The sequence below is a fragment of the Polaromonas sp. UC242_47 genome, from assembly GCF_044452385.1.
Lineage (GTDB): Bacteria > Pseudomonadota > Gammaproteobacteria > Burkholderiales > Burkholderiaceae_C > Polaromonas.
In genome coordinates, this window is sequence record NZ_JBIOAO010000001.1 from 3,375,380 (window position 1) to 3,400,974 (window position 25,595).

18 protein-coding genes and 4 pseudogenes are annotated in these 25,595 nt (G+C 63.2%); 14 read left to right on the forward strand and 8 right to left on the reverse strand.

The window, feature by feature from the left end:
• Positions 1–11 precede the first annotated feature (11 nt).
• The gene (locus ACHMXK_RS16325; protein WP_397441587.1) at positions 12–1,844 is read left to right on the forward strand and encodes a TRAP transporter large permease subunit; all 1,833 of its coding nucleotides are present in this window, start codon (positions 12–14) and stop codon (positions 1,842–1,844) included.
• Between the two features lie 100 nt (positions 1,845–1,944).
• On the opposite strand, the gene ACHMXK_RS16330 is transcribed toward ACHMXK_RS16325, so the two are convergent.
• The 5 genes and pseudogenes from ACHMXK_RS16330 to ACHMXK_RS16350 all read right to left on the reverse strand — a co-directional run bounded on the left by ACHMXK_RS16330 (position 1,945) and on the right by ACHMXK_RS16350 (position 7,595).
• Positions 1,945–3,027 (reverse strand): TRAP transporter substrate-binding protein, encoded by a 1,083-nt coding sequence (locus ACHMXK_RS16330; RefSeq protein WP_397441588.1) that lies wholly within the window; start codon positions 3,025–3,027, stop codon positions 1,945–1,947.
• A gap of 188 nt (positions 3,028–3,215) precedes the next feature.
• Positions 3,216–4,296 (reverse strand): annotated as a pseudogene (locus tag ACHMXK_RS16335) (TRAP transporter substrate-binding protein).
• A gap of 187 nt (positions 4,297–4,483) precedes the next feature.
• Positions 4,484–6,379: a 1-deoxy-D-xylulose-5-phosphate synthase gene (dxs, locus tag ACHMXK_RS16340; protein ID WP_397441589.1), complete on the reverse strand. Its 1,896-nt coding sequence runs from the start codon at positions 6,377–6,379 to the stop codon at positions 4,484–4,486.
• Between the two features lie 59 nt (positions 6,380–6,438).
• Positions 6,439–7,350 (reverse strand): polyprenyl synthetase family protein, encoded by a 912-nt coding sequence (locus tag ACHMXK_RS16345; RefSeq protein ID WP_397441590.1) that lies wholly within the window; start codon positions 7,348–7,350, stop codon positions 6,439–6,441.
• A 5-nt stretch (positions 7,351–7,355) separates the two neighbouring features.
• Complete coding sequence (locus tag ACHMXK_RS16350; protein WP_318406586.1) at positions 7,356–7,595, reverse strand: exodeoxyribonuclease VII small subunit; 240 nt, start codon at positions 7,593–7,595, stop codon at positions 7,356–7,358.
• A gap of 219 nt (positions 7,596–7,814) precedes the next feature.
• Here ACHMXK_RS16350 and ACHMXK_RS16355 point away from each other — a divergent pair, with 219 nt between their 5' ends.
• The 4 genes from ACHMXK_RS16355 to ACHMXK_RS16370 all read left to right on the forward strand — a co-directional run bounded on the left by ACHMXK_RS16355 (position 7,815) and on the right by ACHMXK_RS16370 (position 13,725).
• The gene (locus ACHMXK_RS16355) at positions 7,815–8,933 is read left to right on the forward strand and encodes an aromatic ring-hydroxylating dioxygenase subunit alpha (protein ID WP_397441591.1); all 1,119 of its coding nucleotides are present in this window, start codon (positions 7,815–7,817) and stop codon (positions 8,931–8,933) included.
• A gap of 104 nt (positions 8,934–9,037) precedes the next feature.
• On the forward strand, positions 9,038–10,069 hold the full coding sequence (locus tag ACHMXK_RS16360; protein WP_397441592.1) for a DMT family transporter: 1,032 nt from the start codon (positions 9,038–9,040) through the stop codon (positions 10,067–10,069).
• A gap of 117 nt (positions 10,070–10,186) precedes the next feature.
• Positions 10,187–11,083 (forward strand): sulfurtransferase, encoded by an 897-nt coding sequence (locus tag ACHMXK_RS16365; RefSeq protein ID WP_397441593.1) that lies wholly within the window; start codon positions 10,187–10,189, stop codon positions 11,081–11,083.
• Positions 11,084–11,124: 41 nt separating this feature from the next.
• Positions 11,125–13,725, forward strand: a complete 2,601-nt coding sequence (locus ACHMXK_RS16370) for a PAS domain S-box protein (RefSeq protein ID WP_397441595.1) — start codon at positions 11,125–11,127, stop codon at positions 13,723–13,725.
• Positions 13,726–13,912: 187 nt separating this feature from the next.
• On the opposite strand, the pseudogene ACHMXK_RS16375 reads toward ACHMXK_RS16370, so the two are convergent.
• Positions 13,913–14,894 (reverse strand): annotated as a pseudogene (locus ACHMXK_RS16375) (Bug family tripartite tricarboxylate transporter substrate binding protein).
• A gap of 2 nt (positions 14,895–14,896) precedes the next feature.
• Positions 14,897–15,968 (reverse strand): annotated as a pseudogene (gene add / locus ACHMXK_RS16380) (adenosine deaminase).
• Between the two features lie 69 nt (positions 15,969–16,037).
• On the opposite strand from add, the gene ACHMXK_RS16385 reads away from it, so the two are divergent.
• Positions 16,038–17,009, forward strand: a complete 972-nt coding sequence (locus ACHMXK_RS16385) for a LysR family transcriptional regulator (protein ID WP_397441596.1) — start codon at positions 16,038–16,040, stop codon at positions 17,007–17,009.
• Here ACHMXK_RS16385 and ACHMXK_RS16390 read toward each other — a convergent pair.
• A complete protein-coding gene (locus tag ACHMXK_RS16390) occupies positions 16,995–18,230 on the reverse strand; it encodes an FAD-dependent oxidoreductase (protein ID WP_397441597.1) in 1,236 nt (411 codons plus the stop codon). The two genes, ACHMXK_RS16385 and ACHMXK_RS16390, sit on opposite strands and share 15 nt — an antisense overlap.
• 221 nt (positions 18,231–18,451) lie before the next feature.
• Here ACHMXK_RS16390 and ACHMXK_RS16395 point away from each other — a divergent pair, with 221 nt between their 5' ends.
• The 8 genes and pseudogenes from ACHMXK_RS16395 (at position 18,452) to ACHMXK_RS16430 (ending at position 25,586) form a co-directional block, all read left to right on the forward strand.
• Entirely contained in the window at positions 18,452–19,525 is a 1,074-nt protein-coding gene (locus tag ACHMXK_RS16395) for a LacI family DNA-binding transcriptional regulator (protein WP_397441598.1), read from the forward strand.
• A 180-nt stretch (positions 19,526–19,705) separates the two neighbouring features.
• Positions 19,706–20,378, forward strand: a pseudogene (locus ACHMXK_RS16400) (amino acid ABC transporter permease).
• A complete protein-coding gene (locus ACHMXK_RS16405; protein ID WP_397441599.1) occupies positions 20,378–21,031 on the forward strand; it encodes an amino acid ABC transporter permease in 654 nt (217 codons plus the stop codon). Before ACHMXK_RS16400 ends, ACHMXK_RS16405 begins: the two are co-directional and overlap by 1 nt.
• Positions 21,032–21,086: 55 nt before the next feature.
• Entirely contained in the window at positions 21,087–21,893 is an 807-nt protein-coding gene (locus tag ACHMXK_RS16410) for a transporter substrate-binding domain-containing protein (RefSeq protein ID WP_397441600.1), read from the forward strand.
• Positions 21,894–21,937: 44 nt separating this feature from the next.
• Entirely contained in the window at positions 21,938–22,720 is a 783-nt protein-coding gene (locus ACHMXK_RS16415; protein WP_397441601.1) for an amino acid ABC transporter ATP-binding protein, read from the forward strand.
• Positions 22,721–22,742: 22 nt separating this feature from the next.
• Complete coding sequence (locus ACHMXK_RS16420) at positions 22,743–23,678, forward strand: sugar kinase (protein ID WP_397441602.1); 936 nt, start codon at positions 22,743–22,745, stop codon at positions 23,676–23,678.
• 17 nt (positions 23,679–23,695) lie between these two features.
• Positions 23,696–24,679 carry a 2-hydroxyacid dehydrogenase gene (locus ACHMXK_RS16425; RefSeq protein ID WP_397441603.1) on the forward strand — a complete coding sequence of 328 codons (984 nt, stop codon included), beginning with the start codon at positions 23,696–23,698 and terminating at the stop codon, positions 24,677–24,679.
• Between the two features lie 235 nt (positions 24,680–24,914).
• Positions 24,915–25,586 carry a GntR family transcriptional regulator gene (locus tag ACHMXK_RS16430; protein WP_397441604.1) on the forward strand — a complete coding sequence of 224 codons (672 nt, stop codon included), beginning with the start codon at positions 24,915–24,917 and terminating at the stop codon, positions 25,584–25,586.
• Positions 25,587–25,595: the final 9 nt, after the last annotated feature.

Below are 25,595 nucleotides of genomic sequence, written 5' to 3' on the forward strand. Positions count from 1 at the left end.
GAAAAAACACCATGGAATTCATTGTTGCCAACTTCGCCCCGATCATGTTCGCCGGGCTGATCTGCTTCCTGCTGCTAGGCTTTCCCGTGGCCTTCAGTCTCGGGGCCTGCGGCCTCTTTTTCGGTTTGCTCGGCATAGAGCTCGGCGTGTTCCAGTCGTCGGTGATGGCCTGGCTGCCGCAACGGCTGATTGGCATCATGTCCAACGACACGCTGCTGGCAGTGCCCTTCTTCACGCTCATGGGGCTGATCCTGGAGCGCAGCGGCATGGCGGAGGACCTGCTTGACACCGTCGGCCAGGTCTTCGGCCCCATGCGTGGCGGCCTGGCCCTCGCCGTGATCTTCGTCGGCGCCCTGCTGGCCGCCACCACCGGCGTGGTGGCGGCATCGGTCATCTCCATGGGCCTGATCTCGCTGCCCATCATGCTGCGTTACGGCTACGATCGGCGCCTCTCCAGCGGCGTGATCGCGGCCTCCGGCACGCTGGCGCAGATCATCCCGCCCTCCCTGGTGCTGATCATCATGGCCGACCAGCTCGGTAAAAGCGTCGGCGACATGTACAAGGGCGCCTTCCTGCCCGGCTTCATGCTGATGGGCCTGTACGTGGTCTACGTCGTGTTCCTGGCGATCTTCAAGCCCGCGCAAGTGCCGGCACTGCCGCCCGAGGCGCGCACCTTCCGCGAACCCAACGGCAGCGGCGGTTACATCTCCCTGGTGGGCATCACCGCACTGTCGGCGGTTGTGGCGGTCTTCCTGGCGCGCAACATGGAGGCTGTGCACTCGTGGTTCCAGGACGAGGCCGTGACCTTTGTGGCCACCGACGAAAAGGTCGTGGTCGCCATGTGCGGCGGCGTGTTCGTGGCCCTGGTCATCGCGCTGATCAACAAGGGCCTGAAACTCAACCTGCTGTCGCGGCTGGCCGAACGCGTCACCTTTGTGCTGATCCCGCCGCTGCTGCTGATCTTCCTGGTGCTGGGCACCATTTTCCTCGGCGTGGCCACGCCTACCGAAGGCGGTGCCATGGGCGCCATGGGTGCGCTGATCATGGCCTGGGTGCGCCGTCGCATGAGTTTCTCGCTGATGAAGCAGGCGCTGGCTTCGACCACCAAGCTGTCGAGCTTCGTGATGTTCATCCTGATCGGCGCCACGACCTTCAGCCTGGTGTTCCAGGCCGCCGACGGCCCGATCTGGGTCGAGCACCTGCTGACGTCGTTGCCAGGTGGCCCGGTGGGCTTCCTGATCGCGGTGAACGTGCTGGTGTTTTTCCTGGCGTTCTTCCTGGACTACTTCGAGCTGTCCTTCATCGTGGTGCCGCTGCTGGCGCCGGTCGCGCACAAGCTGGGCATAGACCTGATCTGGTTCGGCGTGCTGCTGGCGGTGAACATGCAGACCTCGTTCATGCACCCGCCTTTTGGCTTCGCGCTGTTCTTCCTGCGTTCCGTTGCGCCCGAAAAGCAGTACGTGGACCGCGTGACGCAGAAGGTCATGGAGCCGGTGACCACGATGCAGATCTACAGGGGCGCGATTCCGTTCGTGCTGATCCAGTTGACCATGGTGGGCGTGCTGATCGCCTTCCCGCAGATCGTGACAGGGGCCCTCGACAAGGCGGTGAATGTCAACCTGGAAGACGTGGGCGCACAGATGCGCGACAGCCTGAAGCCTGAGGATGGCGGCCCCGCGGCCGACCCCTACGGTGCGCCGGAAGAAACCGCGCCGGGCGTGGAACCAAAGGCCGAGCCCGGCGCCGAAGGCGCCGCACCGGCCACGCCGGAGCCCTCGACGGAAAGCACCGAAAGCGATCCCATGAAGGCCATGCAGGACGCACTCAAGCCCAAGAAGCCCTGATCTCCGGGTCCTGCTCCGGGCTCCTCTGCGGAGGAGCCCCATGAAAAAAGGCCGGCCTGTCGAAACAGGCCGGCCTTTTTGCTTGTGAACTAGCGGATCGTCAGACCTTGACCGAGTTCATGTACTGGTTGAACGGATACTCGGAGAAACGGTTCCACAAGATCTGGTCACGCTGGAAGGCGCGCATGTCCTGATGGATCTTCTTGAACTCGGGCGACTTGGCTTCGTGCTCGGCGAACACTTCCATACAGGCCTTGAAACCCGCGTCCATCACGGCCTTGGGGAAAGGCTTGAGCTGGGTCTTGGCGGCGACCAGGCGCTTCAAGGCGATGGGGTTGTAGGCATCGTACTTGGCGGTCATGTCGCGCGCTGCAACATTGGTGGCCGCGTTGAGGATGGCCTTGTTCTCGTCCGACAGCTTGGCAAAAGCCTTGTTGTTGATGAAGAACTCAAGGTCGGCGCCGCCTTCCCACCAGCCTGGGTAGTAGTAGTACGGGGCCACCTTGTTGAAGCCCAGCTTCTCGTCGTCGTAGGGACCGACGAACTCGGCAGCGTCCAGCGTGCCCTTTTCGAGCGCCTGGTACACATCGCCGCCTGGCATGTTCTGCGATACCACGCCCAGCTTGGCCATGGCCTCGCCGAACACGCCGCCACCCATGCGCATCTTGAGACCCTTGAGGTCGGCGACCGTCTTGATTTCCTTGCGATACCAGCCGCCCATCTGTGTGCCGGTGTTGCCGGCGGTGGCGGTGTGGAAGTTGTACTGCGCGAAGAAGGCGTCCAGCAGCTTGCGACCGTTGCCGTATTGTTTCCAGGAATCGTTCTGGCGTGCGGTCAGGCCAAAAGGCACAGCGCAGCTGAAGGCGAAGATCGGATCCTTGCCGGTGAAATAGTAGGCGGCTGACTGCGCCATCTCGAGTGTGTCGCCCTGCAGCGCGTCAACCACGCCGAATGCCGGCATCAGTTCACCTGCGGGATGGGTCGTGATTTCGAACTTGCCGCCAGACAAGGCCTTGACGGTCTTGGCCAACATTTCGGCACTTCCGAAAATCGTGTCGAGCGAGCGGGGGAAACTGGAAGCCAGGCGCCAGCGAACGGCGGCTTGGGCATGTACGGCCGGGGCAATACCTGCCGCGAGCACACCGGCAATGCCGGCATTTTTAATTAGGGAACGACGATCCATTAAATTCACTCCAAGTGCATTGAAAAAAACGCGGCTTGTGACCGGGCCACCAACTTTTAGGTAGTTACGATTGTAAAACTGGCTGACCTGCGGACTAGGGGGGGTTTTCCCTGCGGAATGCCTCTGACAAGCGCCTCAATCCGTCTGTCGTCAGCCCGTTTTATGGTCGATGCAAATCACAGCAGGGATTAAAGCTTCTGACTTTGCATGAAGCGGTCAAACGTGGATTCGGTGAAGCGGAACCAGAGGTTCTGGTCGCCACGGAACTTGGCGTAATCGGCATACACCTTGCGCCAGTTTTCGTTTTTCGCCGACAACTCGCCATACAGCTTCATGGACTCCCGAAAGGCCACGTTCATGACATCGGGGGGAAAAGGCCGCAGTTTGGCGCCGTCGCTTACCAGCTGCTTGAGGGCGGCCGGGTTTCTGGCATCGTATTTGGCCTGCATCTCGACATGCGCCGCCGCACTGGCAATTCTGACCATGGCTTTGAACGTCGGCGTCAAGGCGTCGTAGGCTTTCTGGTTGATGTACAGATCGAGTTGCAAGCCGCCCTCCCACCAACCCGGGTAGTAATAATTGGGCGCAACCTTGTTAAAGCCCAGCTTCAGGTCGTCGTAAGGGCCTATCCATTCCGCGGCATCAATCACGCCTTTTTCCAGCGCCTGGTAAATGTCCCCACCAGGCAGGTTTTGCGGCAGCCCGCCCAGGCGTTCTATCACCTGGCCGGCAAAACCGCCGACCCGGAATTTCAGGCCCTTCATGTCGGCGATCGACTTGATCTCCTTGCGGAACCAGCCGCCCATTTGCGCGCCGGTGTTGCCGCAGGCAAAGTTGATGATGTTGTAGCGGGCATAAAACTCGCGCATCAGCTTCAGGCCGTTGCCCTCGAAGGTCCAGGCACTCATCTGGCGGCTGTTCAAGCCAAAAGGAATCGAGGCGCCGATGGCAAAGGTTTCGTCCTTGTCGAAAAAAATAATAGGCCGCCGTATGTGCCGCTTCGATGTGGCCGCGCTGCACGCCGTCCACCACATCAAAGGCCGGCATCAACTCGCCGGCCGCATGCACCGACACCTCAAACCTGCCGCCCGACACCGCTTTGACATGTTGGGCAAAGGTTTCCGCAGCGCCATAAATGGTGTCCAGCGACTTGGGGAAACTCGACGCCAGGCGCCAGCGCACGGCAACCTGCGCATGCACGGCAGGCGCCACGCCGGCCGCCAGCACACCGGCAATACCAGCATGTTTGATCAGGGCGCGACGATTCATGAAAAACTCCGAATGCCAGGAAGCCGGTTTGTGGGGGATCAGGACAAGCCGCAGGCACAGCAGCTAGCTGCGCCATTGTAAAAACCTGTGGCAGCGCCTTCGCATGGGTTTTCCCGTAAAACCGGCGCAGGCTTTCGTCAGTCCACCAGGCGCAGGGTCGCCATACGCCGCTAGCCCCGTCAGGTTTTTACGCCACCGATTTCAGCGCCGGCTTGGCGGCTTTGGCGGCCAACAGCACCTCCGCAAAACGCGTGCTGATGGCTTGTTCGATGCCCGCCGCATCCAGCCCCTGCTGGGCCAGCAACTTGGCGGGGTCGCCATGTTCTGTGAATTCATCACGCAGGCCCAGGTGCAGCATAGGTTTGCTGATACCTGCTTCGGCCAGCGCCTCGGCAACAGCACTGCCGGCGCCGCCCATGATGCAGCCTTCTTCCAGCGTGACCAGCGCGTCGTGGCTGGCCGCCACTTGCAACAACAAAGCCACATCCAGCGGTTTGGCCCAACGCATGTTGACCACGGTGACGCCTAGTTTTTCAGCGGCCTGCAGCGCCGGGTATAACAAGGTGCCAAAGGCCAGAATGGCCAGCCCCGCGCCCTGACGACGCACTTCGCCCTTGGCGAAAGGCAAGGCCTCCAGCCCGGCCTGTGTGGCCACGCCGGCACCCGCGCCGCGCGGGTAACGTACGGCCACCGGGTGGTTCTGTTCATAAGCACTGCTCAACAACATGCGGCATTCGTTTTCGTCGGCCGGACAAGCCACACTCATGTTCGGGATGCAACGCAAGAAAGCAATGTCGTAGGCGCCAGCATGGGTGGCGCCGTCGGCGCCGACCAGGCCGGCACGGTCCAGCGCAAACACCACAGGCAGATTTTGAATCGCCACGTCGTGGATCAACTGGTCATAAGCCCGCTGCAAAAAGGTCGAATAAATCGCCACCACCGGTTTCAGGCCTTCGCAGGCCATGCCGGCGGCAAAGGTCACCGCGTGTTGTTCGGCAATGCCCACGTCGTAATAACGCTCGGGGAAACGCTGGTGAAACTCCACCATGCCCGAACCTTCACGCATGGCCGGTGTGATGCCGACCAGACGGCTGTCTTTTTCCGCCATATCGCATAGCCAGTGACCAAACACCTGGGTGAAGGTTTGTTTGGCGGGCGTGCTGGACTTTTGCAGGCCCATGGCCGGGTCGAACTTGCCGGGGCCGTGGTAGGCCACCGGGTCGGCCTCGGCCAGTTTGTAGCCCTGGCCTTTTTTGGTCACCACATGCAGGAACTGCGGGCCCTTGAGGTGTTTGATGTTTTCCAGCGTCGGGATCAGCGACTCCAGATCGTGGCCGTCGATGGGCCCGATGTAGTTGAAGCCGAAATTTTCAAACAAGGTGGCCGGCACCACCATGCCTTTGGCATGGGTCTCCAGGCGTTTGGCCAGTTCGAACAGCGGCGGCGCCACCTTGAGCACATGTTTGCCCACATTTTTCGCCGAGGCATAAAACTGCCCGCTCATGAGTTGCGCCAGGTAACGGTTCAGCGCGCCCACCGGCGGACTGATACTCATGTCGTTATCGTTCAGCACCACCAGCAGGTTGCAGTCGCACACACCAGCGTTGTTCAGCGCTTCGAAGGCCATGCCGGCGCTCATGGCACCGTCGCCGATGATGGCCACCGCGCGGCGGTCCTCGCCTTTTTGTTTGGCCGCCATCGCCATGCCCAGCGCGGCGGAAATCGAGGTCGAGGAATGCGCCGTGCCGAAGGTGTCGTAGTTGCTTTCGTCGCGGCGCGGAAACCCGCTGAGGCCGCCTAGCTGGCGCAGGCTGCCCATGCGTTCGCGCCGTCCCGTCAGGATTTTGTGCGGGTAGGTCTGATGGCCCACATCCCACACCAGCCGGTCGTCCGGCGTGTTGAACACATAGTGCAGGGCGACGGTCAACTCCACCGTCCCGAGGTTGGAACTCAAATGCCCGCCGGTTTGCGACACGCTGTGCAAGACATAGGCGCGTAATTCATCGGCCAGCGTTTTCAGCTGGGCTCGCGGCAGCAGCCGCAGGTCTGCGGGGCTGTTGATGGTTTCAAGCAATGGGTACATCGTGGTGTTGCCTTGTTTTTCTCGGGCGCTGAGCGCCTCATCCCTGGATCAGCCTGGCCTCAAGTTTTACGATTGACCAGCATGTCGGCCAGCGCACTCAGCGCGTCCGTGTGTTTCAGCTCACTGGCCTTCAAACTGTGATGCGCCTGCGACAGCAACTCCTGCGCGTAATTGCGCGACGCGGACAAGCCCATCAGCGACACAAACGTGGGTTTGTCCTGGGCCGCGTCCTTGCCGGCCGTCTTGCCCAGGGTCGCCGAATCGGCGGTCACATCCAGAATATCGTCGACCACCTGAAAAGCCAGACCCACCGCCGCACCGTAATCACGCAAGGCGTTTTTCGCCGCCGTGGAGGGCGCGCCACAGGCCGCGCCCATCATCACGCTGGCCTGCAGCAGGGCCCCGGTTTTCAGACTGTGCATGTCGTGCAACTGCTCCGAACTCAGGGCTTTGCCGACACTGGCCAGATCTATCGCCTGGCCACCGGCCATGCCCTGGTAACCGGCGGCCTGCGCCAGCATGCGGCACAAGGCCGCCTGGGTCGCGGCATCCACAGAGCCGTCTTCGGGCGTCAACAATTCAAAGGCCAGCGCCTGCAAGGCATCGCCGGCCAGCAGGGCCTGCGCCTCGCCAAACTTGACATGCACCGTCGGTTTGCCGCGGCGCAGGATGTCGTTGTCCATACAAGGCATGTCGTCGTGCACCAGCGAATAGGCGTGGATCAACTCCACGGCGCAGGCCACACGCAGTGCCGCCGCCGGGTTGCCGCCCACGGCCTCGCAGGCCGCCAGGACCAGCAACGGACGCAGGCGTTTGCCGCCGTCGAGCACGGCATAACGCATCGCGTCGCCCAGCCCGGCCGGCGCCGGTGTGGGTTCGGGCGGCGCCACCCAACGCATCAAGGCCTGCTCCACGGCTGCGAGTTGCCGGGCGCTCCAGGCGTCCAGCGCAAAAGATTTGTGTTCGGTCACTGGGCTTACTCTTGGTTCCAGGGCTTGAGCTCATTGCCCTCCAGCACCTTGATCTGGGTTTCAACAGCCTCGAGCTTGCCACGGCAGAACTTGAGCAGTTCGGCGCCGCGCTGGTAGCCGGTCAGCAATTGGTCCAGCGGCAACTGGCCGGATTCGAGCCTGGCCACCAGGGTTTCGAGCTCATCAAGGGCAGCTTCGTAGCTGGCGGGGGCCGTGGGTGCAGGGGATGGGGAGGTTTTAGCCATGGTTATTTGGTTGAGGCCTGATTTTAGGCCGTTGTGAAACCACTTTTCCCCGCCAGCGTTTGCCTGCGGACAGTCAGCCCCCTCGTTTCGAGTCGCGCACACGAGGTTTCAGGGCTGGGCGTTACAATTAAAGCTACTTCTCGTCTTGGCGCCCCGCCTGTCCTGGCAGGGTTGCCTGCCCGCTCACCTACCCCCGAAATCGCCTGTTTCGGAAACTGCATGCCTGATTTAAGCCTTCGCCTGCTGCAGGCGACCAGCCAGCTCCCCATCTATAGCTATTTTGATCCCAGCGTGTACCAGCGGGAACAACAAAAGCTCTTCGCGCGTGGCCCGCGTTATGTGGGGCATGAGTTGGCCGTGCCCGCGTTGGGTGACTATTACGCGCTGCCGCAAGAGCTGGGCGGCCGCGCGCTGGTGCGTAACGCCAACGGTGTGGAGCTGATCTCCAACGTCTGCCGGCACCGCCAGTCCACCATGCTGCAGGGCCGCGGCAACACCGGCAACAACATTGTCTGCCCGCTGCACCGCTGGACTTACGACACCAGCGGCGAGCTGATAGGCGCGCCGCACTTCGAGGTCGACCCCTGTCTGAACCTGAACCGCTACAAAACCAGCAGCTGGAACGGCCTGGTGTTTGAAGACAATGGCCGCAATATCGCCGCCGACATGGCCTCGCTGGGTCATATGGCCGACCTCGACTTTTCCGGCTACCAGCTCGACAAAATCCACCTGCATGAGTGCAACTACAACTGGAAAACCTTCATCGAGGTTTATCTGGAGGATTACCACGTCGGCCCCTACCACCCCGGCCTGGGCGGTTTTGTCACCACCGACGACTTGCGCTGGGAGCTGGCGCCCAGTTATTCGGTGCAGACCGTGGGGGTCTCCGACAAGCTGGGCAAACCCGGCACCGACACCTACAAGAAGTGGCACGACGTGGTGCTGCAGTACCGCAACGGCGTGCCGCCCAAATACGGCGCGATCTGGCTGACCTATTACCCACACGTGATGATCGAGTGGTACCCGCATGTGCTGGTGGTCAGCACCCTACATCCGCAAGGGCCGGACAAAACCCTGAACGTGGTGGAGTTTTTCTACCCCGAGGAAATCTGCGCTTTTGAGCGCGAGTTCATCGAGGCGCAGCAGGCCGCCTACATGGAAACCTGCGTCGAGGACGACGAAATTGCGCTCAGCATGGACGCCGGCCGCAAGGCCTTGATGCAACGCGGCGACAACGAATTCGGTCCTTACCAGAGCCCGATGGAAGACGGCATGCAGCATTTTCATGAGTGGTATCGCCGCGAAATGGGCGCCAGCAAAACCACCCAAATGCTTTGACATGCCTTCGTCACCTCCACCAATCGCTACCAAATTTATAGCTTCTTGCGCCCGCCCTTCCTGGGCTGGAGCCCTATTTCACCCTTAACCTGATCCGCCACCCCATGCAAGCCCTCTGGATGTTAGCCGCCGCCTTTTTCTTTGCGTCGATGGCGGTTTGCGTGAAGGTGGCCTCGGAGCATTTCAACAGCGCGGAACTGGTTTTTTACCGCGGCCTGCTGGGCATGTTTTTTATGTGGGCGCTGGCCAGGGCGCGCGGTATCAGCCTGGTCACACGTTTTCCCGGCATGCACATGTGGCGCAGCCTGGTCGGCGTGATCTCGCTGGGCTCCTGGTTTTACGCCATCGCGCACCTGCCGCTGGCCACGGCGATGACGCTGAACTACATGAGCAGCGTCTGGATTGCCGCCTTCCTGGTCGGCGGCGCGATGTTGATGGGCCTGCTGCCGACGCGTGGCAAGGCCAATGGCGCGCCAGGAACAACGATGGACGCGAAGGCGGGGCAATTTTCCGACGGGCCGCCCCTAGGAAAATTAGCCCCCTCGGGGGGCAGCGCAGTACGCGAAGCGACAAGCGTGGGGGTCATATCCTCGCAAGGACCCTTGGTCTTGACGGTGCTCGCCGGTTTTGTCGGCGTGGTCATGATGTTGCGCCCGACCATGGAGCAAAACCAGGCTTTTGCCGGCCTGATCGGCCTGCTGTCCGGCCTGCTGGCGGCCTTTGCCTACATGCAGGTGATGGCCCTGGCCCGTGTTGGTGAGCCCGAAACCCGCACGGTGTTTTATTTTGCGGTGGGCTCGGCCGTCGCTGGCGCGCTGGGCATGGGGGTGGCCGGCGTCTCCGACTGGCACTGGCAACCGGCACTCTGGCTGATTCCCCTGGGCCTGCTGGCCTCGCTGGGCCAACTCTGCATGACACGCGCCTACAGCCTGGCCAAAACCCGCAGCGCGACCCTGATGGTGGCCAATTTGCAGTATTCAGGCATTGTGTTCGGCGCCATCTACAGCCTGGTGCTGTTTGGCGACCAGATTCCGCTGATCGGCTGGGCCGGCATGGCGCTGATCATGGCCAGCGGCATCACGGCCACGGTCTTGCGCGCCCGTGCCGCGCCGGACGCCCCGGCCGAAGAACACTGAGGCTGCCGCCGATCTCCGCTGAAATCCCTTGCCAGCTCTCGCCCGGACACACCCTAGTATTGTTATCCCCCTAGCCCTCCCCGCCCGATCTTTGCGCTTTTTTGGACAGGAACCGCCATGTACACCACCCTGATCTCCGCCGAACAACTGCAGGCCCTGCAAGCCAGCCAGCGGCCCCTGCGGATTTTCGACTGCAGCTTTGACCTGATGCAGCCCCAGACCGGCAAACAGCACTACCTCGAAGCGCACATCCCGGGCGCCGTCTACGCCAACCTGGACACCGACCTGAGCGCCAAACATGGCGTGCCCGGCACGCATGGTGTGGTGACCGCCGGCGGCGCCGACCAGCCGGCCTCGGGCGGGCGCCACCCGCTGCCCAACCGTGAAAAATTCGCCATCTGGCTGTCCAGCGTCGGTTTTACCAACGACATGCAGGCGGTGGTGTATGACCGCAACGGTGCCAACTACTGCGGCCGCCTGTGGTGGATGCTCAAGTGGGCCGGCCATGAGGCGGTGGCGGTGCTCGACGGCGGCTTGCAGGCCTGGCAAGCGGCCGGCGGCGCGGTGACCGGCGGTGAAGAAGCCTCGCACTTCCAGTCGACCTTTTTCCCCGGCCCTGAAAAAACACGGCTGGTCTCGGCCCCCACCATCGTCAGCCAGCTGGGCCGGCCCAGCCAGACCCTGATCGATGCACGGGCCCCGGCGCGTTTTCGCGGCGAGGTCGAGCCGCTGGACCCGGTGGCCGGCCACATCCCCGGCGCACTGAACCGCCCCTTCAGCCAGAACCTCGGCGCGGACGGCAAGTTCAAGCCCGCAGCACAGCTCAAGGCCGAGTTTGAGGCGCTGCTGGGCAGCCGCGACCCGGCCAGCGTGGTCCACCACTGCGGCAGCGGCGTCAGTGCCGTGCCCAACCTGCTGGCCATGGAAATTGCCGGCCTGGGCCGCGCCGGCCTGTACGCGGGCAGCTGGAGTGACTGGTGCAGCGACCCGAACCGGCCCGTGGCCCAGGGCTAGGACATCCAAACTGAGGCGCGCCGCGGTGCTCACGCATTGAAATGAAACCGTCCATCGCTGTGCTCGACAGCAGCCTCTCCCGTTCTGAATCCGCTTATTTGCAGGCGGAGGAGTTGATTCGGACCCGGCGCCTGCGCGGGCTGCGCTTTTCCCTGCAACTTTTGCTGCTGGGCATGTCGCTCTTGCTGGGCCTGACCTTTGTGACCAACGGCGCAGGCCCCCAGCTCGCGATTGCCAGCACGGCCTTTCTGCTCGCGGCCCTGGCCTACGGACTGCTGCTGCGCGGCCACCACCGCCATGCGAACTACCTGCTGGTGTTTATCCTGATCGCCGGCTCGACGGCCGGCATCTATGCCTATGGCTCGGTCCGCAGCGCCTTGACCGCGGGTTTTGCCGCCGCCATTGTGACCGCCGGCATGACCCTGAACCGGCGCGCCCTGCTGCTGGCCGCTCTCTTCAGCGCAGCCGCCCTGACAGCCCTGACCTGGGCCGACGTCTCGGGCGCATTACTCACCAAGGCCGACCTCACGGTAGACCTGAGGTTCTGGCTGATCCATATCCTGCTGCTGGCAGGCCTCACCGGCAGCGTCTATGCCAACCACCAGATGGTGTTGCGGGCGCTGCGCGACCAGCACAAGGAACTGCGGCGGCGCGAAGAGGCCGAACATGCGTTGCGCCTGAGCGAAGACCGCTTCAGCCGCATTTTTCGCAGCAGTCCGGCCGCCATCATCGTGCAGGCGGTCGAGGGCATGACGGTGCTGGACACCAATCCGGCCTTCGAGCGCCTGTTCGGCTACTCGCGTGCCGAATTCCTGGGCAGCACCGATGCGGCACTCTGGCATGAGCCACAGCAGCGCAAAGCCTTTCTGCGCCAGCTCGATAGCGCCGAGCGCCTGATCAACCTGCCGCTGGCGGCCCGCACCAAGGACGGCCACCTGATCCATGTCCTGCTGTCAGCGGAAATCGAGGGCAGAGGCCCTGGGGCCATCGTCGTCACCACCATCACGGACAGCACCGCCGAAATACAGGCCCGGCAGGCGGCACGCCAGTCGGCGGAGTTGTTCTCCAAGGCTTTTTATTTCAGCCCCATCGCCATGAGCATCACCCGGGTCTCCGACGGCACCTTTCTGGCCGCCAACGCCCTCGATGAGCGGGTCCTGGGGTTTTCCGCGGAAGAACTGCTGCAACTCACGTCGGTGGACGCCGGTGTCTGGCGCGATAGCGCGGAGCGCCGACAGTTTATTGAAGAGCTGCGCATGGGGGGACAGGTGGTCAGCCGCCAGGTACAGATGCGCCACAAAAACGGCCACCTGGTCGACTGCCAGCTCTGGTCGGTGATTGTTACCATCGCCGGCGAACCCTGCCTGCTCAACTCGACCATCAACATCAGCGAGCAGAAAAAACGCGAGGCCCTGCTGATCGATGTGGCCAGAGGATTGTCGACGGAAACCGGGGAGGCTTTTTTCCGCACCGTGGTGCAGCACCTGGGCCAGGCCCTGGGCGCCGACCTGGTGCTGGTGGGAGAAACCACGCCGGACCGCGGCGTCATGTCGCTGGCCATGGTGCAGGACGGCCTGCTGCTGCCCAATAGCCGTTATGCGCTGGAAGGCAGCCCGTGCGACATGGCCCTGCACCACCCCGACCTGTGTGTGTACGGTGACGGCATCCAGCAGCTGTTCCCGCAAGACCAATTTTTGGCGGACAGCGGCTACAACGCTTACATCGGTGCGGCGCTGCGCAATGCGGACGGCGAGCCTATCGGCATTGTCAACGCCTTGTGGCGAGCGCCGCAACCACCGTCAGCGGACCGCGACGCCCTGATGCAGATTTATGCCAGCCGCATTTCGGCCGAACTGGTGCGCCTGCGCGGCGACCGCGAAATCGCGCGCTTGCAGGAAACGCTGGAGCAGCGTGTCCACAAACGCACCGAACAACTCAAGGCGACCAATGCCGAGCTGGAGTCCTTCGGTTATTCGGTCTCGCACGATTTGCAGTCGCCGCTGCGCAGCATCGAAGGGTTCAGCGTGTTGCTGGCGCGCCGCCTCAAGGGTCGGCTCAGCGAGGAAGAAGAGCGCCTGTTCGACCGGATCCGGGTCAATGTCGTGCGTATGCACGAGTTGATCAATGACTTGCTGGCCCTGGCCCGGGTCAGCCAGGGCAAACTGGTGCTGGATCAGGTCAACCTCAGCGCCATGGCCCAGCAGGTGATTGTTCAGGAACAACTGCGTGACCCGCAGCGCCAGGTGTTGGTCACGATAGAACCCGGCCTGAGCGCGCGCTGCGACCGCAAGCTGGCCCGCATCATGCTGGAAAACCTGCTCGGCAATGCCTGGAAATATTCGCGTGAACGGGCGGATGCACAGATCGAGTTCGGCGCCCTGGCGGGCCGCGAAGGCGGACGCAAGATGCTGTTTGTGCGCGACAACGGCGCCGGCTTCAACATGGCTTATTCGGGCAGCCTGTTCAAGCCTTTTCACCGCCTGCACCACGAAAACGAATTCGAAGGCAGCGGCATTGGCCTGGCGACGGTGCACCGCATTCTGGAACGCCACGGCGGCGTGATACGCGGCGAGTCGGCCGAAGGCGACGGCGCCTGCTTTTATTTCTCGTTTGACCCGCGTTTTGGCTTGAGCAGCAGTTAAATTGGCATCTAGCCCAATGGGGATGGGCGAAATTAGCTATCAAAATAACAGCGCCTGCAAATTGCGGCTGGCGGACAGGGCTAAGCCGCGGGCCGCGCCTCGTCGGCGGGCCATTGAGGCCCTTGACTCGCCAGACGCTGCGCTGGTCGATCCCGCTGCGCGGGGCCCTCGCCCTTCGCTCCGCGTCTTACTCCTTGATGTTGGCAGCCTGCACAATGCGGGCGTAACGGGTCTGCTCGCGCTGCACAAAACGTCCGAGGTCGGCCGGGCTGCCACTGCCGCTGAGCGCGCCCTGCTCCAGCAGTTTGGCGCGTACGTCGTCGGACTTCAGCACTTCGTTGAGTTCGCGGTTCAGGCGTTCGATCACGGCGGGTGGTGTCTGCGCCGGGGCAAACAGGCCGGTCCAGGAGACGAAGTCAAAACCCTTGAAGCCGGGCGACTCGGCCATGGTCGGCACACCCGGCAAGGTCGGCAGGCGCTTGTCGCTGGTCACCGCAATGCCTTTCATTTTTTTGCTCAGGATGTGCGGCGTGGCACTGATGCTGATCATCATCGCCAGATCGACCTGGTTGCCGATCACGTCGGTGGCAATCTGCGCACCGCCGCGGTATGGCACATGCGTGATGAAGACCTTGGCCTGGTCCTTGATGGTTTCCATGGCCAGTTGCAGCACCGTGCCCACACCCGAAGTCGCGTAGCTGAGCTGGCCGGGTTTGTCCCGCGCGAGTTTCAGCACCTCGGCCAGGTTGTTGGCCGGCAGGCCGGGCCGAGCCACCAGCACCATGGGTGGCGGTGTTGACCATGCCCACAGGTGCCAGGTCTTTCAGCGCGTCGTACTTGACCGCCGCCGGGTTGATCAGGCGGGCGATCGCGACCGGGCTGTCGGCACCCATCACCAGGGTGTAACCATCGGGCGCGGCAGCCACGGCCTTGGCCACGCCTATGGCACCGCCGGCGCCCGACACGTTTTCAATCACCACCGACTGCTTGAGCCGTTCACCGAGTTTTTGCGCCACCAGGCGCGCCGTCACATCCACACTGCCGCCGGCGCCAAACGGCACGATCACGGTGATGGGTTTGGCCGCAGGCCAGGCGGCTTGCGCCTGCACGGCGCCCGCCAGGGTCAGGCTCGCCACGGCGGCGAGGGAAAACGCAAGAGGTTTCAACATGGTCAGTTTCCTTGTACAGAGTCGGTGTCATTCAGGCGCAGCGCATCAAAGGCGGCGCTCCATTCGCTGCGCCACTGGCGGCGTGTGCTGTCGTCTATCCAGGCCGCGTCCAGGCCGTTGAGCATGAAACCACGCAAGTCGTCGGCGCCAAAACCGAAGTCACGTTGCATCATGGCCCAGGCCTGGGTCGGCGTCACATGGTGCAGGGTCGGGTCGTCGGTGTTCGGGTGAATACGCAGGCCCAGCTTGGGCATCTGACGTATCGGGTGGTCCAGCGCCCAGCGCTCGGGCGCCAGGGTGCGCAGGTAATAAGAGTTGGTCGGCACCACGGTGAACACAATGCCGCGTTCGGCGCATTGCGCGGCGAAAGCCGGGTTGTCGACGATGGTGTAGCCGTGGTCTATGCGATCGACTTTGAGCAACTCCACCGCCGTCTGCACATTGAGCCAAGGCATGCCGAACTCACCGGCATGGGCCGTGGTCTTGAGGCCGGCGCGACGGGCCGCCGCATAGGCTTCCACAAACAATTCTGGCGGCCGGTCCACCTCGCGGTAGTCGATGCCTATGCCCGGCACATCGGGGTGCCGGTGTTCGATCATCCACTGCACCATCTGCAGCGCTTCGGCCGGCGTGGCTTCGCGGTCTATGGACGGCAGCAGGCGGCCTATGATGCCGCAATCAGCTTGCGCGTCGGCGATGGCACGCACGATGGCGGCCTGGGCCTGGGCATAAGGAATGCCGGAATCACGCACGGTGCCGGTCGGGTTCCAGAAAAAACTCGGCATAACACACTTGGTGCGCCGCCGCATCCTGCAGGTATTCGTAGCTGATGCGGTGCAGGTCGTCGGGCGTTTTCAGCAGCCAGGCATCGAGCGCACGCAACACGCGCAACACACCCACCGGTTTTTCACCCCGGGTGTAAAAGGCTTCGATGTCTTCGCTGCTCAGCGGCGCCTTGGCGCGCTGGGCCAGATCAACAAAGGTGTCACGTCGCACCGTGCCCAGCAAATGGCAGTGCAACTCGGCCTTGGGCATGGCGCGCAGGGAAGGTTCAGACAGGACGGAATTCAACATGCTTTCATCCTAGCCATGGACTGCTCATAAGGGAAATGATTTAATTTGATAAGTTCATCAAAGAAATCTATGACCAAACCCGACCCGGAACCCGCCGCCCGACTGCGCCAGCCCACGCTCAGGCAGCTCAAGGGTTTTCAGGCCGTGGCGCAACACGGCAGCTTCAGCCGCGCGGCCGAGGCGCTGGCGCTGACCCAGCCCGCGCTGTCGGCCACCATCCGCGACCTGGAACGCTTGCTGGACGTGACCCTGCTGGAGCGCAGCACCCACCACGTGGCGCTGACCGCGGCAGGCGCGGCGCTGCAGCCGCAAGTGGCCTGGTTGCTCAACAGTTTCAGCCTGGGTGTCAGCGACATGCACAGAGCGCTGACGAGTCAGGCAAGCAGCCTGCGGCTGGCGGCTCTGCCCTCGACCATGCACCTGCTGGCGCCGCCGCTGGCGCAATGGCAGCGCCTGCACCCGGAAGTGACCCTCACGGTGCGCGACCCGCTCAACGACGCGTTAATCGCCGCCCTGCACACCGGCGAGGTCGACATTGCGCTGGGCACCGAACTGGATCTGCCGGCCGGCATCACGGCGATTCCCGTGGCCACCGACGAGCTGGTCGCGGTGTTGCCGCGCGGACACCGTCTCGCCCAGTCGGCACCCGACAGCACCCTGCGCTGGCGCGATTTGCAGGGCGAACGCCTGGCCTTGTTTGCCAGCGGCAGCACCTACGACCTGGCGCTGGCCACCTTGCGCCAGCAAGGCGTGGCGCTGGAAGAAGCCGACCGCCTGTTGTACAGCGAATCGCTTTACAGCCTGGTGCGCAGCGGCCTGGCGGTGGGGGTGATCGCCCGCCTGTACACAAAGGGCATGCCCAGCCAGGGACTGGTGGTGCGCCCGCTCGGTGCGCCGGCCATCACGCGGCGTATTGCGTTGATGGTGCGCGGCCCGGCGGAGTTACACCGCCCGGCCGTGGCGGATTGCCTGGCCTGGCTGACGCAGGCCCTGCGTGCGCCACCCAAACCGGCGCGTGCGCGTAGCTCAAGCCCGCGGTGACTTCACATGTTCGGGCCGCACGCCTATGCCCACCGCATAGGCCGGCAGCGCCTGCAGCCAGGGCCAGCGGTTCAGCAGCTTCAAGGGCCAGGGCACAGCCATGGGTGCGTCCGCAGGGCGGGCCGCCAGCACCGGGCTCAACAAGCGGTTTTGCACGGCCACCTGCGCCGCCTGTACCACGCGCGCCGGGAACAGCCTGCGTTTTTCCACCCGTGCCAGCAAGGGTGTCAAGGCAGCGGAATCAAACTGCGGATTTGCCAGCGCTGCCACCAGGATGTTGGCCGCCGCCACGGCGTCCTGGATCGCCAGGTTGATACCGACACCGCCCACCGGCGACATGGCGTGCGCCGCATCGCCCAGGCACAGCAGCCCCGGCTTGTACCAGCGCTCCAGCCTGTCCACCGTCACACTCAGCAGCTTGATGTCGTCCCAGTTGGCCAACGCCTCCATACCGTTGACCAGCAGCGGCGCCGCTTTCACCAGGTCCGCCCGAAAAGCCTCCAGGCCGCGCGCACGCACCGTCTCAATCCCGCCTTTGGGAATCACATAAGCGCATTGCCAGTAAGTCCGGCGGTCAATCATGACGAAAAAGGCGCCCGGCGTGATGCGCCCGCCCGTGGTGGAGGGATCACCCGGCAGTTTGGGCAGCCGCATCCAGAGCACATCGATGGGCGCGCCCAGATCACGCACCACCAGACCCGCCGCCGCCCGCACCACCGAATGCCGGCCGTCCGCGCCTACGACCAGATCGGCCCTGACCTGCAGCGGACCGTCCGGTGCCAACACCTGCAGACCGGTCACCACATCGCCGCTTTGCAAGACGCCCGTCACCTCGGCGTTTTGCATCAGGCGAAAGCTGGGGAACAACTCGGCCTCGTCGCGCAGAAAATCCAGAAACTCCCACTGCGGCATCATCGCGATGAACTTGCAGCGCGTACGCAGGTGCTTGAAGCTGGCCAGCCCCAGCTCGGTGTTACCCACCACGGCGCGTAATTCGCTGACCTCCTCGTGCGGCCGCGCCAGAAACTTCTCCAGCAGGCCCAGTTCAAACATCACCTGCAGGGTGGACGGGTGCACGGTGTCGCCGCGAAAGTCGCGCAAAAAGTCGGCGTGTTTCTCCAGCACCAGCACAGCCACGCCGGCGCGCGCCAGCAACAAGCCCAGCATCATGCCGGCCGGGCCGCCGCCGGCAATACAGCAACGCGTGTGTACTTCGTTCATCGCGGGCCTGGAGGAAGGTGAAGACCCGATCAGCTTAGCCCGTGGGCGGCGCTACCGCAATCACATGCACCCAAGACACCCTCAGGCTTCTTATCGCATCAAATCGACCTCCAGCCCATTCAGTACGGTCACAAGCAGCTAGCAAAACAATAGCGAATAACAGGAATGCTACTATTCACTGAAACTGGTTTCACCCGCTTGTCACGGGCTTCTTTTCCGCCATGCCTGCCATCCCCAAGCCCCCTGCCGCCCCCCTGCCCCGACCTGCGGGCCGCGCGACCATTGCCGATGTGGCACGTGCGGCCGGCGTGTCCAAAGCCACCGTCTCGCGTTTTCTGAACCACCGCGAAGAACTGCTCACACCCGACATCGCCACCCGGGTCGAGGTCGCCGTCGCCGCGTTGGCTTATGTGCCCAGCCCGATGGCGCAGGCCCTCAAACGCGGACGTTCGCGGCTGATCGGTCTGGTCGTGGCCGACGTGACCAACCCCTTCTCGGTGGCCGTGTTGCGCGGTGCCGAAAAAGCCTGCCAGGAAGCCGGCTACCTGCTGATGCTGTTCAACCTCGGCAACGACGGCGCACGTGAACGGGAAGCCATCGAGGCGCTGACCGCCTACCAGGTCGAAGGTTTCATCCTCAACACCCTGGGCCGCGACGCCGGCGCCGCCGCAGCCGCCGCGCGCCACGGCAAACCGGTGGTGCTGGTGGACAGGCGCCACCAGGGCATGCAGGCCGACTTTGTCTCGCTGGACAACGCCGGCGCCGTGCGCCTGGGCGCCGGCCACCTGGTCGAGGCCGGTTACCGCGAACTGCTGTTTATCTCCGAGCCGATCAAGGACGTCAGTTCACGGCTGGAGCGCGAAGCCGCTTTCCGCACCTTCATCAGCGACAACGCGGCCAGCCAGCCCGCAGTCCAGGGCCAGACCTTTGAGAGCAGCCTCGACAACACCGACGCGCTGGACCAGGCGCTGCGCGAGTTGCGCCAACGGGCCGGCGGTCGGCCGCCGGGCGTGTTCTCCAGCAACGCGGTGATCACCTTGCGTGTGGCCGCCGCCATGGCTCGACTCGGCTGGCGTTTTGGCAAAGACCTCGGGCTCGTGGGTTTTGACGAGACCGAATGGTCACCTTACATCGGGCCTGGCCTGTCCACCATTGCCCAGCCCACCGACGACCTGGGCCGTGTGGCGGCCGGCTGCCTGCTGGAGCGCCTGCGCGGTGTGGTCTTGCCGGCGCGGCAAATCTTGCTGCCCGGCCAGCTCATTGCGCGGGGCTCTTCCGTGCCCACCACAACCTGATTTCCGGACCCAAGAGCTAGGGTTATCCCTGCTTATGACGCAAAGAAATATTCTTCTATAATTTCCTGAAACCGGTTTCAGAATCTGCCATCACAGTCCTGAATCGCTTCTATTCAGGAAATCCTTTAACTGCAACAATGACCCCAGCGTCTGCGCCCCTTCCGGTGCCAGCGCCCGCTCATGAACTACACATTTCAATTCGGTGACGTCTTTGCAGCCTGGCCGCTGCTGCTCAAAGGCACCTGGAACACCATCGAGCTGTCGCTGCTGGCGATGTTCTTCGGGCTGATCGTCGCCATCGTCTGCGCCTGGGGCAAAACCGCCGGCCCCAAGCCACTGCGTTTTGTCATCAATGTCTACATCGAGCTGATCCGCAACACGCCTTTTCTGGTGCAGCTGTTCTTTTTCTTTTTTGCACTGCCGGCTTTGGGCCTGCGCTGGTCGGCCTATACCGCGGCACTGACGGCCATGGTGATCAACCTCGGCGCCTACGCCACCGAAATCATCCGCGCCGGCATCGAGTCCATTCCCAAGGGCCAGATCGAAGCCGGCCTGGCGCTCAACCTCAAGCGCCACGAAATTTTCCGCTTTGTCATCATCAAACCCGCGCTCAAGGCGATTTACCCGGCCCTGACCAGCCAGTTCATCCTGCTGATGTTGAGTTCGGCCGTGGTTTTCGGCGATTTCCGCCGACGACCTGACTTCGATCGCTGCCAACCTGCAGTCGCAAACCTTTCGCAGTTTTGAGATCTACATCGTGGTGGCGGTGATTTACCTGCTGCTGGCGCTGGCGTTTTCAGCGCTGTTCCGCCTGATCTACAAAACCAGCCTCAACTACCCGGATCGTCGGTAATGCGTACTTTCGGCACCCCTGAATTTTTCTTCATCCTGCAGGCTGCGCAGTGGACGGTGGCCCTGTCGCTGATCGCTTTTATTGGCGGCGCCATAGGCGGGCTCATCATTGCGCTGGCGCGCACCTCGGAGAACCGCGTCGCGCTGTTGCTCTCCGGCGCTTTCATCCAGATTTTCCAGGGCACACCGCTGCTGCTGCAATTGTTCCTGGTGTTTTTCGGCGCGCCGGTGCTGGGTTTTGACATCAACCCCTGGCTCGCCGCCGGTGTGGCCCTGATTCTGAACAGCAGCGCTTTCCTCGGTGAAATCTGGCGCGGCTGCATCCAGGCGATCCCGGCCGGCCAGGCGGAAGCCGCACATGCGCTCAGCCTGTCCTACACCGCTCGCATGCGTGACGTGATCCTGCCGCAGGCCGCCAAGATCGCGCTGGCACCGACCGTGGGTTACCTGGTGCAAATCATCAAGGGCACCTCGCTGGCCGCAATCATCGGTTTTACCGAGGTGACACGTGCCGGCCAGATCATCAACAACGCCACCTTTCAGCCGCTCATCGTGTTCAGTGTGGTGGCGGCCATTTATTTCGTGTTGTGCTGGCCGCTGTCCTTGCTGGCCGCACGAATGGAGCGCCGGCAAGCCGCAGCGCTGGCACGCTGACAGGCAAACGCTTCGCAGCATTCGTCTTTTCCTTTTTATCAACGGAGACATCACCATGATCAAATCCCTGCAACGCCGCGTTTTCACCGGCACGGCTCTGGCCCTCGGCCTGGCCGCCACCCTGTCGACCTGGGCGCCGGCCGCCAGCGCACAAACCGTCGCGGACATCAAGAAAAAAGGCGAACTGACCATAGGCATGCTGGTCGACTTTCCGCCCTATGGCACGACCAACAGCAGCAACCAGCCTGACGGCTACGATGCCGACGTGGCGCGCCTGATGGCCAAGGACCTGGGCGTCAAGCTCAACCTGGTGCCTGTGACCGGCCCTAACCGCATTCCTTTCCTGCTGACCAACAAGGTCGACCTGCTGGTGGCTTCGCTGGCGATCACGCCCGAGCGCGCCAAACAGGTGCAATTCTCCAAGCCTTACGCCGCCGCCAGCATCGTGATGTACGGCAGCAAAAAGGCCGACATCAAGGCCCCAGCCGACCTCAAAGGCAAACGTGTGGGTGTGGCCCGCGCCAGCACGCAGGACGTGGCGCTGACCGCCGTGGCGCCTGAAGGCACGGAAATCCGCCGTTTTGACGACGACGCTTCGGCCATGCAGGCCCTGATGTCCGGCCAGGTCGATGCCATCGGTTGCTCCACCACGGTGGCCGCGCAAATCGACAAACGCGCCCCTGCCAACACCTACGAAAACAAGTTCTTGCTGCGCCAGCAGGTCATGGCGGTTGCCATGCGTCCGGGCCAGGCCGAGCTGCTGAAAACCGTGGATGACTTTGTCGCCCGCAACACGGCCAACGGCGAGCTCAACAAGCTGTACCGCAAGTGGCTGGAAACCGACCTGCCAAAACTGCAATAAACCCGATTCGAGTTGCTGACCACGGTGCTTTCATGACAGACACAATGCCCTCCCCCCACGCCGCCGCCAGCGGCGACCAAGCCATCATCCGCATCGAAGCGGTGGACAAATGGTTTGGCAAGTTCCAGGTACTGACCGACATCAACCTGAGCGTGGCCGCTGGGGAACGCATTGTGGTCTGCGGGCCTTCGGGCTCGGGCAAGTCCACCCTGATCCGCTGCATCAACCGGCTGGAGACCGTGCAAAAAGGCCGCATTGTGGTCGACGGCATTGATCTGACGGCCGGTGGTAAAAATGTCGATTCCGTGCGCCAGGAAGTCGGCATGGTGTTCCAGCAGTTCAACCTGTTTCCGCACCTGACAATTTTGCAAAACTGCATGCTGGCGCCCATGCGTTCGCGCGGCCTGAGCAAGGAAGAAGCCGAAACCATCGCGATGAAATACCTCACGCGTGTGCGGATTCCCGAGCAGGCACAAAAATACCCGAGCCAGCTCTCGGGCGGCCAGCAGCAACGCGTGGCGATTGCACGCGCCTTGTGCATGACACCCAAAATCATGTTGTTTGACGAGCCCACCTCGGCGCTGGACCCGGAGATGGTCAAGGAAGTGCTGGACACCATGATCAGCCTGGCCGACGACGGCATGACCATGTTGTGTGTCACCCACGAAATGGGTTTTGCGCGCAGCGTGGCCGACCGCGTGATTTTCATGGCCGACGGCAAAATCATCGAACAAGCCCCGCCGCAGCAGTTCTTCAGCAACCCGCAGAACGAAAAAACACGCAACTTTTTGGGCCAGATCCTGAGCTCGAATCAGCATGCACATTGAGTCGGGCGTAACACCCTCCGCAATGGACGTCGTCACCTTTGGCGAAGCCATGTTGTTGCTGGTTGCCGACCGGCCCGGCCCGCTCGAAGACGCGGAGTTTTTCCACAAACGCACGGCCGGTGCCGAAACCAATGTCGCCATCGGCCTGGCCCGCCTGGGCCTGAAGGTCGGCTGGGCCAGCCGCCTGGGCACCGACTCCATGGGCCGTTACCTGATCAAAGCCATGTCGGGCGAAGGCATAGATTGCTCGCACGTGATCTGTGACGCCAGCCAGAAAACCGGTTTCCAGTTCAAGGGCAAGGTCACGGACGGCAGCGACCCGCCGGTGGAATACCACCGCAAAGGTTCGGCCGCCAGCCACATGAGTGCCGCTGACATCGATACAGCCTGGCTGCTCTCGGCCCGGCATTTACATGCGACCGGCGTGTTTGCCGCGATCTCGGCCAGCACCCTGCCCGCCGCGCGCCAAACCATGACACTGATGCGTGCCGCCGGCCGCACGGTGTCCTTCGACCCGAACCTGCGCCCCACCCTCTGGGCCACGCCCGAGCTGATGCGTGACTCCATCAACGAGCTGGCGACCCATGCCGACTGGGTCTTGCCCGGCATGGAAGAAGGGCTGTTCCTGACTGGTGCATCCACGCCGGAAGGCGTGGCGCGCTTTTACCGCGAACGCGGCGCCAAGCTGGTGGTCGTCAAACTGGGCGCAGCAGGCGCTTACTTTGACAGCGACAGCGCAGGCACCGGCCATGTGGCCGGCTTCCCTGTGGAAAAAGTCATAGACACCGTAGGCGCCGGCGACGGTTTTGCCTGCGGCGTGATCAGCGCCCTGCTCGATGGCCTGTCCGTGTCCGAGGCCGTGAAACGCGGCGCCTGGATAGGCGCACGCGCCGTGCAGGTGCTGGGCGACAGCGAAGGCCTGCCGACACGTACCGAACTAGCCGCCGCCAACCTTTAACCCTGAGAACTGCTGCCATGCGCCAACACATCCTGGTCTTTCGCGAACTGCCTCCCGATCAGCTGGCGCGCCTGCAAGCCGTGCACGACGTCACCGTCGCCAACCCGCGTGTACCCGCGCAGTTGCCGGCGTTTCAGGCCGCCCTGGCCACGGCCGTCGGCATGATAGGTTCCAGCTACCCGGTGGATGAGGCCTTGCTCGCCGCCGCGCCGCAACTCAAGGTGATTTCCAGCGTCTCCGTCGGTGTCGACAACTACGCGCTGAGCGCCCTGGCGGCACGTGATGTCATGTTGTGCCACACGCCCGGCGTGCTCGACGAAACCGTGGCCGACACCGTGTTTGCCCTGCTCATGGCCAGCAGCCGCCGCATCGTTGAACTCTCCAACCTGGTGCGCGAAGGCCGCTGGACCAAAAACATAGGCGAAGACCTGTTCGGCTTCGACGTGCATGGCAAGACGCTGGGCCTGCTGGGTTTTGGCCGCATCGGCCAGGCGATTGCACGCCGTGCGGCGCTGGGTTTTGGCATGCCGGTGCTCTACCACGCACGCCGGGCTGTCGACCTCGCCACACAAGCGCCCGAATTACAAGGCCGCGCCTTGCACACCCCCATGAACGAATTGCTGGCGCGTGCCGACATCGTGGTTGCCATGTTGCCGCTTTCTAGCAGTACGCGCGGCATGATTGATACCAGCGTCTTCGGCGCCATGAAGCCGGGCGCGATTTTTATCAACGGCGGACGCGGCGCGACAGTGCAGGAAGACGCGTTACTGCAGGCGCTGGACCACGGCACCTTGCGCGCCGCCGGCCTGGACGTGTTTGCCACCGAGCCGCTGCCCATGGACTCGCCGCTGCGCACGCATCCCAAGGTCACCGCCCTGCCGCACATCGGCTCGGCCACGTTTGAGACCCGGCACGCGATGGCGGAACTGGCCACGACCAGCCTGCTGCAGGCTTTGGCCGGTGAACGGCCGGCAGCGGTGTTTGACACCGCGGCTTATTGACCAAATCGGCCTCTAGCCCATAGCCTTCGGGCGCAAGAAGCTATTGATTCAATAGCGACCGGGTGACGGCCGCTCACCCTTTCCTCGCTTTTTTCATCACGCCCGCCTGAGCCGGGTGCGCGTTGGCGCGCCTGTCTCACCCTCCCTTTCTGCCGGCCGACAGGCGGCTTTTCTGCGCACGCCTCAAATCATTTGACGTCTGCTATCATTCCGCCACACCACTGGTATACCAGATATGAAACCTGAACTTCACATGGAAAGCGACACGGCCTACACCCGGGTTCGGGCGCTGATCCTGTCGCGCGAACTGGCCGCTGGCACCTCGATTTCGGAGCGCGGCCTGTCGGAGACCTTGGGCCTGGGCCGCACGCCGGTGCGCGAAGCCATCAGGACTTTGGCCCAGGAAGGCTTGCTCGAAGTGATTCCGGCGCGCGGCACCTTTGTGCGCCAGCTGACGGTGGAGGACATGCGCGAAATCCACGAGGTGCGCCTCGGCCTGGAAGGTATTGCTGCCGTGCTGGCGGCGCAACAGGGCGCCAGCGAGGCCCTGCGCCTGTGCGCGCAACAGCTGCGCGAGATGGCGCAACACACCGCGCTCGACGTGCTGGAGACACAAAAAATCGGCTGGCGTTTTCACGAGGCCATGTTCCAGACCACCGGCAACCAGCGGCTGCTGTCGCTGTACCTCAACCTGCGCGCGCAAAGCGGCCTGGCCCTGCAGCAACTGGAACATTACGATGCCGGGCGCCTGCGTCTGGCGATCGATGAACACCTGGAAATTTATGCGGCCATTGAAGCGCGCGACGCGACACGGGCCCAGCGCGCCGTCTGGGATCACCTGAGCCATGCGCTGCAGGGCCGGCTGCAATCGCTCGCGCCCAACCCGGGCCGGCCCGCCGCCTTGTAGCGGCCGCCA

Bases quoted from the DNA above. Each gene is read 5' to 3' on its own strand.
- ACHMXK_RS16325 (WP_397441587.1), top strand. From the start codon at position 12: ATGGAATTCATTGTTGCCAACTTCGCCCCGATCATGTTCGCCGGGCTG.
- ACHMXK_RS16330 (WP_397441588.1), bottom strand. From the start codon at position 3,027: ATGGATCGTCGTTCCCTAATTAAAAATGCCGGCATTGCCGGTGTGCTC.
- dxs (WP_397441589.1), bottom strand. From the start codon at position 6,379: ATGTACCCATTGCTTGAAACCATCAACAGCCCCGCAGACCTGCGGCTG.
- ACHMXK_RS16350 (WP_318406586.1), bottom strand. From the start codon at position 7,595: ATGGCTAAAACCTCCCCATCCCCTGCACCCACGGCCCCCGCCAGCTAC.
- ACHMXK_RS16355 (WP_397441591.1), top strand. From the start codon at position 7,815: ATGCCTGATTTAAGCCTTCGCCTGCTGCAGGCGACCAGCCAGCTCCCC.
- ACHMXK_RS16360 (WP_397441592.1), top strand. From the start codon at position 9,038: ATGCAAGCCCTCTGGATGTTAGCCGCCGCCTTTTTCTTTGCGTCGATG.
- ACHMXK_RS16365 (WP_397441593.1), top strand. From the start codon at position 10,187: ATGTACACCACCCTGATCTCCGCCGAACAACTGCAGGCCCTGCAAGCC.
- ACHMXK_RS16370 (WP_397441595.1), top strand. From the start codon at position 11,125: ATGAAACCGTCCATCGCTGTGCTCGACAGCAGCCTCTCCCGTTCTGAA.
- ACHMXK_RS16385 (WP_397441596.1), top strand. From the start codon at position 16,038: ATGACCAAACCCGACCCGGAACCCGCCGCCCGACTGCGCCAGCCCACG.
- ACHMXK_RS16390 (WP_397441597.1), bottom strand. From the start codon at position 18,230: ATGAACGAAGTACACACGCGTTGCTGTATTGCCGGCGGCGGCCCGGCC.
- ACHMXK_RS16395 (WP_397441598.1), top strand. From the start codon at position 18,452: ATGCCTGCCATCCCCAAGCCCCCTGCCGCCCCCCTGCCCCGACCTGCG.
- ACHMXK_RS16405 (WP_397441599.1), top strand. From the start codon at position 20,378: ATGCGTACTTTCGGCACCCCTGAATTTTTCTTCATCCTGCAGGCTGCG.
- ACHMXK_RS16410 (WP_397441600.1), top strand. From the start codon at position 21,087: ATGATCAAATCCCTGCAACGCCGCGTTTTCACCGGCACGGCTCTGGCC.
- ACHMXK_RS16415 (WP_397441601.1), top strand. From the start codon at position 21,938: ATGCCCTCCCCCCACGCCGCCGCCAGCGGCGACCAAGCCATCATCCGC.
- ACHMXK_RS16420 (WP_397441602.1), top strand. From the start codon at position 22,743: ATGGACGTCGTCACCTTTGGCGAAGCCATGTTGTTGCTGGTTGCCGAC.
- ACHMXK_RS16425 (WP_397441603.1), top strand. From the start codon at position 23,696: ATGCGCCAACACATCCTGGTCTTTCGCGAACTGCCTCCCGATCAGCTG.
- ACHMXK_RS16430 (WP_397441604.1), top strand. From the start codon at position 24,915: ATGAAACCTGAACTTCACATGGAAAGCGACACGGCCTACACCCGGGTT.